We start from the raw sequence: 14,485 nt of genomic DNA on the forward strand, positions 1-14,485 counted from the left end.
CCCAAAACACAAACCCAAAACCGAAGGAAGGCTCAAAGAACCCCCCTTCGGTTTTTAGCCGAAGGGGGGCGGCAGTACCTAGTGGCTGGAGCTTTGGCCACTATTAGATATTACAATCAGTTGCAGATCTAGTAGCGATGCTCCGGTCTACCGGTATCGCCTGTTTTTTGATTCTATGATATTTAAAAGATGTTAGCTTAGTGAGCCTCGTTAGGGTTGCTATTCTTGGCTCTTTCGGCTGGGAGCAGACGGAGAGACGGGTAAACTAACGATAATCGTCGTTCCTTCTCCAACCGCACCATCTATCTCTATCCTTCCCTGATGCAGAGAGACGATTTTTTTAACGATCGCAAGTCCGAGGCCATTGCCATTGTTGTTTCCGTTCCGCGATTTGTCTATTTTATAAAATCTTTGGAATACAGCCTTGAACTCTTCCGGGGACATCCCGATTCCATTATCGCTGATGGTGACGGATACTTCTGCTGCACGACTATCTATACTGATGCGAATATTCCCGCCTTCCGGTGTGAATTTGATGCTGTTGCTGAGCAAATTCATCCATACTTGCTTCAGTTGATCTTCATCACCCTTAATCTTGATCGCTTCCGGCAGTTCAAGGTCGATAACAATGCCTTTGGCTGACCATTGGGGCTCACAGGTCACAACGATGGTTCTAATCTGCTCGTCAAGATTGAAGGGACTTGCGTTGAAGGGATGATGTTCAGAATCCAGGGAAGCGAGCTTCAGTAAATTATCACTTAGCCTCGATAGGCGCTCACTCTCCGCAATGATGATATCAAGATACTCGCTGCGTTCCTCCTCCACGATTAAATCATGGTTCAGTAGCGCCTTGGCAAAGCCGGAAATGGACGTAAGCGGTGTCTGGATTTCATGAGAAACGTTGGATACGAAATCCTGCCTCATCTGTTCCAACTGCTTCAGCTCCCTTGCCATCTCCACATAGCTCTGTGTCAATTCCCCGATTTCATCTATTCGGTTCACTTTAAGCTCCACCTCGAAATCACCCTTGCCCAGCCTTTTGGTCGCATTCGTCAGTGCTTTGATCGGCTCCACCAAATATCTGGCGGCAATAAGAATACATACACTACCCAGTAAAAGCACGAGCAAAAGCACAAATAGCATCATTCGATTGACGATATTTTCGTTCTCAGCAGAATACTGCAAGAACATCGCACGCCACTCCCCGTCTAACATAAAGGGCATCCCGATAAAAATATCCTTATCGTCCGCGGAGGATCGGTAGAGCTTTCCTTGTAGGACTTGTTTGACAGCATCGGGGGGGACCATGACAGCTGGACTACCCTTGAGCCCATAAAAGGTATGTTCCCCGGCATGATTGTACAGGTGGATAGGGTATGCAGATACCTTAACCATACTATTCAGGAACTCGTCCGTATCTTTAGGTTTGGCGTCATCATAGCGGTGAATGATCTCTTTTCCTACTACGATCATTTCATTCTGTCCCTCATAAGTTATTTGTTTCTGAAAGACATACAAACCAATGAAAAAGGAACAGATAAGACTAAAGATAATGATGCCTAGAAACGTGAGAATGACTCGTACATACAACGTCTTGATCATGGCGTAAGGATCAGCCGGTATCCCAGACCGCGGGCCGTTTCGATTTGAAATTGCTCGCCCTTGCCGCTGAATTTCTCCCTCAACCGACTTATGTGCACATCTACAGTCCGGCCGTCTCCTTCATAATTTAATCCCCAGACCTGAAGGATCAACTGTTCTCTTGTGAAGATTTGCCCAGGATGGCTGGCCAGCAGAAACAGCAGCTCAAATTCCTTCAAAGGAATTGTGACTGGTTCTTCACCACGCGTGACCTGAAAAGTTCGGCGGTTGAGAACCACATTGCCCAACTGCACAGACTGGGAAGTAACGACCAGCGAGCGTTTAAGCAAAGCTTTTACTCGCATTACCAGTTCAAGTGGATCAAATGGTTTTGTTAGATAGTCATCCGTACCAAGCTGAAAACCTTTCACTTTGTGTACGGATTCCGCTTTAGCTGTCACCATGAGGAGGGGGATGTTGGCATCCCAGCGCCTGATTTCTCTGCACAGATCCCAACCATTAAGTCCTGGCATCATAATATCTAGAATGACGAGATCGACACGCGAATTCTGTATAATGGACAGAGCTTTGGTACCATCCCTGGCTTCTTTGAGTTCAAAACCTTCTTTTCGCAAAAATAAAGACATTAGCTTTCGGATGTTATCATCATCATCAGCGATAAGTATAGTAGCCACGATTTTCCTCCTCTATTAAGCTTTCATTATATCTGAATTGTTCTTAGCAAGTAATGGTGTTATCCGAACTGCCAACCCAACAGATTCCAATAGTAGTAGAACAGAGTCATTGCCACAGCAGAAAGCGTCACTAACGTATAATGCACCCGTTTGAAAGCTGTCCAGTACTTATTCTTCCAAACCAGTATAGCCGAGATTAACAGAGCTAAAGTCAGACCCACCAAAATGATTGGCATAACTAAACTGAGAGAAAGCGAAAGACTGATACCGCTGTACTTCTGCATCGTGTCCATGGACATAACCACCATGAATATCGTGACGAAAGATAGCAGCGCCCAACCAGCAGTTCCCGTAGACAGTCGGATGGCCCATTTTTCCGGTGGCGTCATCGCCTTGATCTTGCGTCTGGAAAAGATTAGTCCGAGCAATACAGTGATAAAAATAAACCCAGAGAACCCTAGTACGATAAGCCAAAATTTATTCTGATCCAAGAGAGGCGTACGCTCCAGCGGCATATCTGGTACCATCCCTAAGATCATATGTGTAACCTTACCGGACTCATTCGTGCGGAAGGCAATTTGTTCGGCACCTCCCTCGAGTTGGAACATATTCGGACCGACTTCTCTGTACAATTGTTGTTCACTACCACTTCCCAAGGATAGCTTATTATCCTCAACCGAGACATTCAGCTGAGCGAAAAAATTGAAAAACTTATCAATATCACTGATGTTTCTGCGGGTAAATTGGTAGGATCCTGCGAATTTCTGAATAGATTCATCAGAAGCGATGAATTCAGGCTGACTCCCATCAGGAGCAGGGTAGTAGCGGTTGAAAAAGGCTTGGATGAGGTCTGATGCGGAATCACCGCCCTCACCGCCGCTGTAGGATACAAAGATGCCTACATGCTTGGCAGGCACAAGATACAATCCCGTATTAAACATGGGGTCAGAACCACCATGAGTGATCAGCGTGAGCCCATTGATTTGTTTCTCTGCGAACCCAAGATCCACTCCCGGCAGACGTTTATCAAATTGAAACGCCGTTGAATGCATTAGTTCTGCCGTCTCGGGTCTCAGAATCTGCTGGTCACCATAGTTGCCGTTCTGCAGATGGGCGATCATGAAATGTGCCATATCTACTGCTGATACTGTACCCGAGCCGGCAGGACGAAACCCTCCCTCGAAGGTAGGTGTGCCTGGAATAAAACTACCGTTCTCGCTGTTGTACCCGACAACTTTGTTGGGCATGAATGACTCCGGCAAAGGTTCTACTACAGTCGAATATTTCATGTCGAGCGGATCAAAAATATATTTCTTTATATAATCATTGTAAGGAACACCGCTAACTTCCTCTACAATTAGACCTGCGAGTGTAGCACCGTAGTTCGAATAAGAACTTATCTGTCCGGGTGGTCTTACTCGTGATAACATATGCTTATTGAGTGTTTCCGAGATTGACCCCGGCAATTTGGCAGGGTCTGTAGTGATTTGATAACCAACTCCACCTTCTTCGAACCCTGCTGTATGTGTCATCAAATGGCGCATAGTAATCGGCTCAGGATAAGTAGCAGGGATCTTTACTGATTTCAGGTAGGTATTAATATCCGTGTCCAGATTAATTTTACCTTGCTCGACCAGTTGCATTACCGCTGTCCAGGTGAATAGCTTTGTCGTCGAAGCGATTCGAAACATGCTGGTTGTCGGATCAACCGGTGCCGCTTCTTCCAGATTGGAACTGCCATAACCTTTGGCCAAAATAATTTTGTTATCCTTTACGATCGAGATGACCGCTCCCGGAATTTGCAGCCGATTCATATCTTTTTCCATAATGCCATCAACGAAGGTAGTCAGACTAGCGGTATCATCAAGATTGGCGGGTGCTTCAGTCTGAGCTATAGGTAGCACGGTTTGATCCGTCTTGGTCTCGGCCGATGCCTGTTTTCCGGGCAACACCAGACTTGCTCCTAATCCGGCACTAATCACAGCCAATAGGGTTAGACCAGCGATCAGTCTTTTTTTTATAGATGTTAACATTATTATCCTCCGCATCATCAATTATTGGGCTTGGATGATCATCCACCTAACGCTTATAGAGATTATCAGAGTAGTGTGAATGGAACGTTAACAAGACTATAAAAAACAGACTGCCATCCGCCGCCTTTAACGACAGAGGGTAGTCTATTGTGAAAAAATTAAAATAAACAGCGGTAGTTTTCTATTAGAATCAGGGAACTCTTCTACATATCCTCACTTATCGTTCAGCTACAACTCCTTGTGACGGAACTTCCACAACGGGTCGCCTATGGGTGGACTCAAGGGTGGAAAGGTCCCCATCCAGTGCTTTGAGTCCGGGGAGTAGCAAGGCTGCGCTAGCACAGAGCATTGGAAGCAGTCCGGCGATTATAAAAAGCACAGGTACCCCATAATGCTCGGCAATCGCACCACCGGCAAAAGCACCAAAAGGCTGCAAGCCGCCACCGATCAGAAAGCGAATAGAATTGACCCTTCCTTGCAGATTGCTCGGAACTAGACGTCCATGGAGTGACGAGCTTAAGGAACCGAAGAAGGGAGCTAACGCTCCAGTAGCAAATACGGCGGCGAGAGCAAAAGAAAAATTAGGGAATAACCCCCATAAGGTAGTCACTAAACCTATGGTCCCCAGACTGCCAAGCATGACAAATCGCCTTTTTTTTATCTCCCCGATCATGGAAATCACACTTAGCCCGACTAAGGTTCCCAGCGCCAAAACCGTACTTAGCGTGCCCATCGTTGCCGCATCGCGGTGGAGCACTTCGCGTACAAAAGGCACCATCATCGTCCAGACGGCAATTGAGCTTAAATTACTGATGGAGGCCATGATCATAATCGTAAGCATTGCAGGAAATTGTTTATAGAAGGTAAAGCCCTCGGCTATCTCGCGAACGTAAATAGTGATGGAGAAACGACCTGGGGCTGGAGAAGGTTTTGGTAGCTTTTGTAAACATAGCAGGGTAGTTATGGCGGCTACGTAACATAACATGTTGATGCTAAGGGCTGGCAGCGCTCCACTGGCAGCGGTCAACGCTCCAGCTAAGGCAGGTCCCAGTAACACTGCTGCGCTTTTACTGCCATCAATGATAGCAAAAGCCCGCACCAGCTTCCGGCTGTCAGCAACGCCGGGAATAACAGCCATCGCTGTTGGCATGAACAGTGCGGCGCAGGCACCGCTTAGTCCGGCAGCGACAAACAGATGCCACAGCTGCAGCTGACCCCCTAGACCCATGCCAAGTGGCAGGGCTATAGCCAGCAAGCGAATGGCTGCCAAGCAGGCCATAAAACGGACCCGGTGCAGCCGATCAGACAACGGTGAACCGAGCAAGCGCAACAGTAGCTCAGGTATGCCAGAGCTGAGCGCGAGTGCTCCCATCGCTAGCTTAGAACCCGTTAGCTCATAGACGAGCCATTCCATAGCCAGCAAGCCAAAGGCATCCCCAAAAGCGCTTAAAGTAATGGTCGAGAGAAGACCATAATAGCTGCGTTTTATCATAGCTTGGTAGCTCCTTTTTTAACTCTCCAGATACGTCCCAATCTGCTGGGGCAGTCCATTTAAGGCTTCTAATCGTAGGCTGTACGAAGCGCTTCTAGCATGGGTATGGACAATGACCAGCCCAGCTGCGCGCAGCGCGATAAGATGGTAGTGGATTGTGCTTTTGGAAAGTCCTACTTCACGTACGATTTCTGTGAAATTGAGCTGTTTCCCTGTGAGTAAACGAAGGATATACAGCCGGGTCTCATCCGACAATGCTCGAGTAAGGCGGAGTAGTGCAGGAGCAGGCCGTCCGGCTTCCGGAGGGAGAACATCACAAGAGTAGCTAGTGAACACGAATTCATCATACATAGAGGTGGTAACCAGTGGACGCGCATGATATTGCGGGATGATAATGACCTGCTTCAGATGTTCGTTTGGATAAAGGCGCATGCCAGCGGTAGCTGCTTCAAACACTTCCATGTCATTATTGCCGCTTAGCATCGCGCGTCTTGATTCGGCTTCCTGCTCAAGCCCTTTGATGATATTAGGGTCGATTCCACTGAAGTATCCCGCGTTCCATTCGCGCAGGATATCAGAAGCAGTATCCCTAAGCTCCGCAAGATTGGAGGGAACTGATTGGCCGAAACGTCCGGAAATTTCATATAGCTCTCCAGATGTTAAAGCATCGAACCAGACCAAAAAGCCCTCTACCGAACGCTCGCCCGGACAAGACCAAATATAGGGGGCCAAACTGAAATCATCAAGTTTTTTAACGACCTCTTGCATTTTACGAAGGAGCATGGGTGCGAATCTTGCCTGAACATCACGTACCCAGAGCTTACCGGAATCCATGGCAGTATGGTTCTGCTTGCTTAGAAAGGCAGTCATACTACTAACACATTCATACATGGGTGCAAAATCAACTTCTACTTTATAATCCATGAGCTGCTCCATTCTTTCAGTGAAATACTGAACTCCCTTATTGTTCTATAAATATAGAACCACTTGTCGGTTTTATTGTAAACGAACTCCTTGTTCTTTTCAATAGCCATTTCACCGAAAAATCCGAACTCAAAATAATGTTTAAATATAATCGATTGATTATATAAGTGTACGGTTATATAATGAATTTGATATTTAAATGAAGAAGGTGTAATTAGACTTGAAGGACACAAACGATTTGACTCAGGGTCCTATAATGCCTACCTTAATGAAATTAACGCTTCCGATTATTGCGACGAATTTCATCTCTACTACTTATGGTCTAGTCGATATGATTTGGGTTGGAAGATTAGGAAGTGGTCCGGTTGCCGCGATTGGTACAGCGAGTTTTTTCATTAATCTAGCGATTGCTTTATCGACTATGGTTACGATCGGCACAGGGATTAAGGTGGCGCATTGTATGGGATCTGGTCAGTTAGAGAAGGCTAAATCTTATATAAAAAACGGATTTATGATGTCTATTTTATTAGGACTTCTCTATATGAGTTTAGTGCTATTAACCAAGAATCAGTTGATTGGTTTTTTTGATCTTGGAAGTGATGAAGTAGAGCGGATGGCTAGACAATTTCTAATGATTTCGATATTTGGATCGGTATTTTCCATTGTGAATACGTTATTCGCAACTCTCCTAAACGCTATGGGAAATAGTAAACAACCGTTTCAGATCTTCTCCATTGGTCTTATGGTTAATATTGTCCTTGATCCATTTTTGATTTTTGGCTGGGGCAGTTTTGAGGGCTGGGGAGTAGCGGGGGCGGCTATTGCAACATTAATGGCGAACATTTTGGTTACGGCTCTTTTTATCATGAAGACAAGAAAGTTAGAACTCATTTCAAGCACATCCGCGTGGGACAGTCGTCAAATGAAAGAAGTCATCCGCATGGGGCTACCAATAACGATCCAACGGGTCACCTTTACGATCATATCGATCATCATTGCCAAGATCATTGTACGATTTGGAGCGGATGCTATTGCGGTTCAAAAAGTAGGAATCCAAATTGAATCCATTTCCTATATGACCATTGGCGGACTACAGGGAGCTATTGCTGCCTTTTTTGGTCAAAATTATGGAGCACGTCGCTTCGATCGTATGGGGCAGGGGTACCGTCAGGCCTTAATTTTAACCTCCATTTTTGGCGTGATCGTGTCGCTTCTATTTATTGCGTTCCCGCAGCAGCTATTTTCATTGTTTTTATCAGACCAGACAAGTTTGGAATTGGGCGCAGATTATATGCGGATCATCGGTTACTCACAGGTATTCATGTGTCTGGAATTGATGACAGTAGGTGCTTTTAACGGCATGGGTCAAACCCACATTCCACCGATCTTTAGTATTTCATTTACTGCACTCCGAATTCCACTAGCCTTACTCTTATCCGAACCTTTTGGCTTGAATGGGGTGTGGATGTCGATTGCGATAAGCAGTGTTTTCAAGGGAGTTATTCTAGTGTTCTGGTTTAGAAGATCTTTGTTCAGAATGAACAGACAGCAGGTAAACTACTAAGCAGAGGATGAGCGTGAAATGGCTTTATTAAATCGTAAACTCATACAGCTTCTAAGAGATAACCAATTAAATAAGGAGATTTTTCATGGCGAATTTGGACTAGAAAAAGAAAACGTCAGAGTGGATCCAGAAGGAAACCTTGCACTAACTCCACATCCAAAAGCCTTTGGCAACAAGCTGGAGAACCCCTATATTCAAACGGATTTTTCAGAGAGTCAGGTTGAAATGGTGACACCCTCTTTTGATTCTATTGAAGAGACTTATAACTTTCTGGAGGCGCTACAGGATATTGTGTCGCTAGAGCTTAATGAAGAGTATCTGTGGCCGAGTAGTAATCCTCCCATGCTACCGAAGGATAAGGACATTCCCATTGCCAGAATGGGTAATCCGGTAGAGGACGAGTATAGACATCAGTTAGCCGATAAGTATGGCCGCAAAAGACAATTGCTGAGCGGGATTCATTATAATTTCTCTTTTGATGAACAATTTCTAAAAAAGCTTCATGATATCGTAGATTCACAAGAGAGCTATAAAGATTTCAAAGATGCTACCTATTTAAAAATAGCCCGCAACCTATTGCGATACCGCTGGCTTCTACTCTATTTAACAGGCGCTAGTCCTGTTTTTGATAAGACGTATATGGAGCAATGTGTGGCACGTGGTGAATCAGATGATGACAAAAGCTTCTATTATCTGAATATGAATTCACTGCGAAATAGCGAATGCGGGTATAGGAATGAAAAACCTCTCTATGTTTCTTTTGATTCCCTTACGGACTACGTACATGATTTACAAGCGTTGATCGAGTCAGAAGAATTATTAAGTGTAAAAGAGTTCTATAGCCCGGTTAGAGTGAAGACGGCAAGAGGTAAACATCCATTAGAGGAGCTACTGCAAGATGGTGTTGCCTATTTGGAGCTTCGTTTTATTGATCTGAATCCCCTCTACAAAATAGGGATTAGCAAAGAAACGATGATTTTTATACATCTGTTTATCGTGTATATGCTACTGAAAGAGGACGAACCGTTCGGCGTAGAGGATCAGAAGCTGGCGAATCTTAATCATGATCAATTGATCATGGAGGGGATTCAAGGCTGTTTGCATGATAACGGAGATTCTTGCGAGGCAATGGAGCAGAAGGCTTTAATTTGTATGCAAGAGATGCAGGATATGATTGAGCAATTGAACCCGGAGGATAAACAGTTCTCGAACGTTCTGAACGGAGCTAAGGATAAGATTCTAAATCCAGATCAGAGCTTTGCAGGGATTGTGAAGTCGGAAGTTCAACAATCCTCTTTTATTAAATATCATCTGAATAAAGCCAAACAATATGCTAAGGAAAGTCTTACGAATGGGTACCGCTTTGTAGGATATGAGGATTTGGAGCTATCTACACAGCTTCTACTGAAGGCGGCGGTTAAACGTGGGATTAAGTTTCGATTGCTCGATCGGGAAGAGAACTTCGTTGTACTTACGAAAGGCGATCATAAAGAATACGTTAAGCAGGCTACGAAGACATCCCTGGATTCTTACAGCACGGTACTAATTATGGAGAATAAAATTGTTACGAAGGAAGTTCTCAAACAGCAAGGCATTCGTGTTCCCTCAGGTGAGGCTTTTGGAGATTTGAAAGCGGCAATGAATGCCTATGACACTTATCGTAATAAGCCAATTGTGATCAAACCCAAATCAACGAATTTTGGACTCGGCATTACTATTTTTACAGATGAGTTCTCCAAAGAAGACTATCAAAAAGCCTTCACTATCGCCTTCGAGCATGATCGGACAGTACTGCTTGAGGAATTTATGACGGGGAAAGAATATCGTTTTCTAGTCATGGGTGATGAAGTAGTCGGAGTATTGCACCGGGTGCCGGCGAATGTGGTCGGTGATGATGTACATACGATTGAAGAGCTGGTCCACGAAAAGAATAAGGATCCGCTAAGAGGTCGTGGCTACAAAACTCCGCTTGAGAAAATTCAGATCGGCGAAGCAGAGGCGATGTTCTTGAAGAATCACGCGCTGGCTTGGAGCGATGTTCCTTCATTGAATGAGACCATTTTTTTACGGGAGAATTCGAATATTAGTACTGGTGGAGATAGCCTAGACTTTACAGATGAGATTCCACACAGCTATAAAGAACTAGCCATTCAATCAGCTAAAGCTGCGGGGGCTACGATTTGTGGAGTGGATATGATGATCGATGATATGCAGGAAGAAGCGACCGATACCAATTACAGCATTATTGAGATCAATTTCAATCCAGCAATTCATATTCACTGTTATCCTTATAAAGGGAAGAACCGAAAGGCAGATGAGCGGATATTGGATTTATTGTTTGGCGAATGAACAGAAGCTCAGCCAGTACTATTGGTTGAGCTTTTGCTTTTAAACGATTTCCACCCCTTGTGACACTCTTGTAACAGAGATTGACTACGATAGGTTATGAGGTGAGAGAATGAAGAAAGCTAAAGGTTTTATCGTGTTGATCTTATTGTTGGTTGTAGGATGTAGTTCTGTAACACCGCAAGCTAATCAAGAACTGAAGAAAGAAGAGAAGAAGGAAGAGAAGAAGGAAGAGAAGACCGAAAGGAATGAGAAGATGGCCTTCTGGGAGGACCAGAGAAAAGGCACCAATTTCATGAATTCAAAGTCATTACCGGAAAACTATGAAGCTGCCAAAGAGCAGAACATTGAGTTCATTCGACTTGCACCAGATAAATGGGCAAAAGACAGGGATTTCCTGTTCAATGACAAACTGGATGCGAACCCGGATAAAGATTTTCTAATAGGGAATGCAGATAAGTATGAAGGGATGGTTGAGGCGGATTTTGCCGAGTTAAAAGCGGACTTAGATGCAGCGGAGGCTCGGGGCTCCAAAGTAGTGCTGACTGTCTTAAGTCTCCCCGGAGATCGCTGGAGGCAGTTCAACAATTATGAGAATGATGATCGGATATGGAAGGATTTCAGTTATCATGAACAAGCGGCAGTGTTTTGGAGGGATCTGGCAAGTCGATTGAAGGATCATCCTGCGGTAATCGGTTATAACTTGATTAATGAGCCACATCCGGAGACGGCGACTGGATTTCATGACTTCTGGACTCAGGATTACAACGAATGGTATAGCTCAGTCGAGAATACGCCTGCGGATTTAAATCTTTTATATGAGACAATTGTGACCGCTATTCGTACTGTGGATACCAAGACACCTATTATCGTCAATTCTGGTCTGTATGCTACACCGTGGGCCTTTAAATATTTGAAACCTATCGAAGACGAGAATGTGTTGTATGCTTTTCATATGTACGAGCCTTACGAGCTAACCAGTCAGAATAAGAAAAAAGGGTTAACCTATGAATATCCTGGAACGATAAAAGTCGGAGACAATAAAACGGAAAAAGCATTTAATAAAGAGACCTTAAAGGAATTTCTGGAACCTGTTGCGCAGTGGGCAAAGGAACATAATATTCCCGCAAATCGGATTGTTGCCGAAGAGTTTGGAACGAATCGGTTAGTAAAAGGTGCAGATCAATACATGGCTGATTTAATCTCGATTTTTGATGACTTTGGCTGGCACTGGGCGTTTTATGCCTTCCGAGAGGATACATGGGACGGAATGGATTATGAACTGGGCAATCAGCCCCCAACTTGGGAATATTGGCAAGCGATAGAGAAAGGCGAACAGCCCCCTCGAACAGCAGTAGATCATAACCCGATTTGGGAAGTATTGAAGAAAGGACTTGAAGGAAAGGAGTAAATGATGCTAATTGAACATTCTAATTGCCGATGATGAGAAACATATGACCCATATCTTGAAGACTTATTTTGAAAAAGAGGGCTATAACGTTTGGGTAGCTGCAGATGGGGAGGAGGCGCTGGAGCTCTTTTTTTCGAATAAGATCGATCTTGTGGTATTGGATTGGATGATGCCGAAGCGAAGCGGGATTGAGGTGTGCAATGAAATCAAGCAGGTTAGTTTAGCTAAGGTGGTCATGTTGACCGCTCGATCTTCCCATGACGATGAATTTAGCGCATTAGATATCGGTGCAGATGAATATATAAGAAAACCATTCGATCCACGGATCTTAATGCTGAGAATCAAAAAAATGCTGGGTACCGAAAAAGTAGCTGCTATACGGGACTTAGAAATTGATTTTGAGCGAAAAAAAGTGTTCAAGAATGGGGAGGAGCTGTCCCTATATAAAAAAGAGTTTGAACTGCTAACCTTCCTATATGAGAATAAAGGCCGGATTTTGTCCAGAGATTCTTTGTTATCTTCCGTTTGGGGGATGGATTATCTTGGTGAAGAGAGAACCGTGGATACACATATCAAAAGATTGCGCGATAAGATTGGGGCTGACCACGTAATCACACACAGGGGAATGGGGTACAGCTTCCATGATAAAAATCAATAAAATAAGCACGAAGTTATTGATTATGGTAAGTATCATTCTGCTGATTGTGTTTGGAACATCTTATTTATTGCACAATTTTTTCTCGTCCGATTATTATCTTTATAAAATGAAAACCAAGATTAACGCTATTTATGAAGAAGTAAAGGATCTCAGTCTGGATCAGCTCAAGGACAATGAAACAGCGATCGAGAACAATAACAATGTAACGATTGTGAGGGTTGAGAACAGAGGAAGCGTGACAGCAATTAACGAGAACATTCAATTTGCGTTGTTTAAAGATAAGGTGGCACTCAATAAGTTTTGGATTACAGAAAAAGTTTTGCAGAAGGTAAACGAAGGAAATACGGTGAATCTTTTATTTAATCAGGGGAAATTGAAATCCAGCCTGTTAACGAAAATATACGAGCAGGATGGCAGTTTGATTCTCATCGGCACTGTGGTTGTGCACAATACCGATGCTTTAAATATCGTAAATCAATTCAGCTTCTATTCCATTCTTTTGGGGATTATTATCAGCTTGCTGTTAGTGGCATTTTTTTCAAAAAAGATTATTACCCCATTAGAGAAGCTACAGGATGTCGCGAAGGATATCTCCAATCTTGAATTTAAACAGGTGACGATTAAAACGGGGGATGAAATCGAAGAATTATCCAAAAGCATTAACCAGATGAGCCAGCGCCTGAAAAGTGCCCATGCAGAGCTGGAGCAGAAAAATCAAAGCTTAAACACACTGATCTCAAGCATTTCACATGAAGTGAAGACACCGTTATCCTTAATCCAAGCGTATACCATTGGCATTCAAGACGATTTGGATGATGGTACGTATACGGATATCATTTTGGAGCAGGTGAAATATACGTCGGATATGGTGGATTACTTAATTAAACTGTCCAAAATCCAAAAGACCGAAGTCCATAAAGAAAGATTCGATCTTAAAGAGCTTCTGCTCAAAGTGATCTCACAATATAATATTACGCTCAAAAATAAAAATCTGATTTTACAGAGCGACTTCCATGCGGTTAATCGATCCATCGTTGAAGAGGATATCAGCCAAATAGAAATTATATTCAACAACTTAATTAGTAATGCCATTAAATATGGGGAAGAGAATGTTTTTGGAATATCGCTAGCGAATGATAGCCACGATACCCTGAAATTCACCATTACAAATAAAACCACGCGCCTAAAAGAGAAGCATCTAGTGTATATCTGGGACCCGTTCTATGTCATCGAGGAGTCTCGGAATAAAGAAATCTCCGGTACTGGACTTGGCCTGTCTATCGTCGCGGAGATTCTAGCTAAAAATGATCTGAAATACGAAGCCACATTAGAGGACTCGTATATTAGTTTTAGTGTTTGGTTTGATGTTGAAATTACAGAATGATGAGTACTTTGGTATCTTCGTATGAACATAATATATACCTCGATTAAATGATTAGATTAGGGAAAACCTCCCTTTGTTCGTATGATGTGAAGCTTAATGCAACGCTAGTGGAATTGAATTACAGTTCTTAGGCAGAGACATGATTCTACATATAATCGTGAATGTTTTTAGACTTCCCCCAATAAATATGGTGAAAAGTAACGGAGGGAATTTTGGAACTGTAGGAGCGGAGCGTTCGCCTGAAAGCTTTCCGAAGGAAAGCTCGCATCGGAAGCATATGCTGTCTCCGGATGTTATCCGCTGATAGCGGTAAAATCAAAAACATCTGGAGACAACAGCGACCGAAAGTCCAAACATTCCCGCAGTTACGCCCCATCACCATATTCATCACCCTACC

Annotated in this window: 10 protein-coding genes; 5 read left to right on the forward strand and 5 right to left on the reverse strand. The window is 43.7% G+C overall.

Features of this window, described 5'->3' with window-relative positions; all coding sequences use genetic code 11:
- Window positions 1-219: 219 nt before the first annotated feature.
- From ACN6KS_RS04095 to ACN6KS_RS04115, 5 genes are all read right to left on the reverse strand, one after another.
- Window positions 220-1,473 carry a HAMP domain-containing sensor histidine kinase gene (locus ACN6KS_RS04095; protein ID WP_440961420.1) on the reverse strand — a complete coding sequence of 418 codons (1,254 nt, stop codon included), beginning with the start codon at window positions 1,471-1,473 and terminating at the stop codon, window positions 220-222.
- 125 nt (window positions 1,474-1,598) lie between these two features.
- Window positions 1,599-2,276, reverse strand: coding sequence for a response regulator transcription factor (locus ACN6KS_RS04100; protein ID WP_094870033.1), 678 nt, complete (start codon window positions 2,274-2,276; stop codon window positions 1,599-1,601).
- Window positions 2,277-2,335: 59 nt separating this feature from the next.
- Entirely contained in the window at window positions 2,336-4,309 is a 1,974-nt protein-coding gene (locus ACN6KS_RS04105; RefSeq protein ID WP_440961421.1) for a serine hydrolase domain-containing protein, read from the reverse strand.
- 217 nt (window positions 4,310-4,526) lie between these two features.
- The gene (locus tag ACN6KS_RS04110) at window positions 4,527-5,801 is read right to left on the reverse strand and encodes an MFS transporter (RefSeq protein ID WP_440961422.1); all 1,275 of its coding nucleotides are present in this window, start codon (window positions 5,799-5,801) and stop codon (window positions 4,527-4,529) included.
- An 18-nt stretch (window positions 5,802-5,819) separates the two neighbouring features.
- The gene (locus ACN6KS_RS04115) at window positions 5,820-6,725 is read right to left on the reverse strand and encodes an ArsR/SmtB family transcription factor (RefSeq protein WP_179283666.1); all 906 of its coding nucleotides are present in this window, start codon (window positions 6,723-6,725) and stop codon (window positions 5,820-5,822) included.
- A 220-nt stretch (window positions 6,726-6,945) separates the two neighbouring features.
- Here ACN6KS_RS04115 and ACN6KS_RS04120 point away from each other — a divergent pair, with 220 nt between their 5' ends.
- From ACN6KS_RS04120 to ACN6KS_RS04140, 5 genes are all read left to right on the forward strand, one after another.
- Window positions 6,946-8,289, forward strand: a complete 1,344-nt coding sequence (locus ACN6KS_RS04120; protein ID WP_440961423.1) for an MATE family efflux transporter — start codon at window positions 6,946-6,948, stop codon at window positions 8,287-8,289.
- Between the two features lie 18 nt (window positions 8,290-8,307).
- Window positions 8,308-10,638: a bifunctional glutamate--cysteine ligase GshA/glutathione synthetase GshB gene (gene gshAB / locus ACN6KS_RS04125; protein WP_094870038.1), complete on the forward strand. Its 2,331-nt coding sequence runs from the start codon at window positions 8,308-8,310 to the stop codon at window positions 10,636-10,638.
- A gap of 109 nt (window positions 10,639-10,747) precedes the next feature.
- On the forward strand, window positions 10,748-12,046 hold the full coding sequence (locus ACN6KS_RS04130) for a glycoside hydrolase family 5 protein (RefSeq protein ID WP_440961424.1): 1,299 nt from the start codon (window positions 10,748-10,750) through the stop codon (window positions 12,044-12,046).
- Window positions 12,047-12,056: 10 nt separating this feature from the next.
- Window positions 12,057-12,704, forward strand: a complete 648-nt coding sequence (locus ACN6KS_RS04135) for a response regulator transcription factor (protein WP_440961425.1) — start codon at window positions 12,057-12,059, stop codon at window positions 12,702-12,704.
- Complete coding sequence (locus tag ACN6KS_RS04140) at window positions 12,688-14,088, forward strand: ATP-binding protein (RefSeq protein WP_440961426.1); 1,401 nt, start codon at window positions 12,688-12,690, stop codon at window positions 14,086-14,088. The genes ACN6KS_RS04135 and ACN6KS_RS04140 overlap by 17 nt, the downstream gene beginning before the upstream one ends.
- Window positions 14,089-14,485: the final 397 nt, after the last annotated feature.

Origin of the sequence: Paenibacillus nitricinens (genome assembly GCF_052056485.1) — a bacterium.
Taxonomy (GTDB): domain Bacteria; phylum Bacillota; class Bacilli; order Paenibacillales; family Paenibacillaceae; genus Paenibacillus_AQ; species Paenibacillus_AQ nitricinens.

Excerpts from the sequence above, each read along its gene's own strand:
- ACN6KS_RS04095 (WP_440961420.1), bottom strand. The coding sequence starts at position 1,473 with ATGATCGTAGTAGGAAAAGAGATCATTCACCGCTATGATGACGCCAAA.
- ACN6KS_RS04115 (WP_179283666.1), bottom strand. The coding sequence starts at position 6,725 with ATGGATTATAAAGTAGAAGTTGATTTTGCACCCATGTATGAATGTGTT.
- ACN6KS_RS04110 (WP_440961422.1), bottom strand. The coding sequence starts at position 5,801 with ATGATAAAACGCAGCTATTATGGTCTTCTCTCGACCATTACTTTAAGC.
- ACN6KS_RS04105 (WP_440961421.1), bottom strand. The coding sequence starts at position 4,309 with ATGTTAACATCTATAAAAAAAAGACTGATCGCTGGTCTAACCCTATTG.
- ACN6KS_RS04140 (WP_440961426.1), top strand. The coding sequence starts at position 12,688 with ATGATAAAAATCAATAAAATAAGCACGAAGTTATTGATTATGGTAAGT.
- gshAB (WP_094870038.1), top strand. The coding sequence starts at position 8,308 with ATGGCTTTATTAAATCGTAAACTCATACAGCTTCTAAGAGATAACCAA.
- ACN6KS_RS04130 (WP_440961424.1), top strand. The coding sequence starts at position 10,748 with ATGAAGAAAGCTAAAGGTTTTATCGTGTTGATCTTATTGTTGGTTGTA.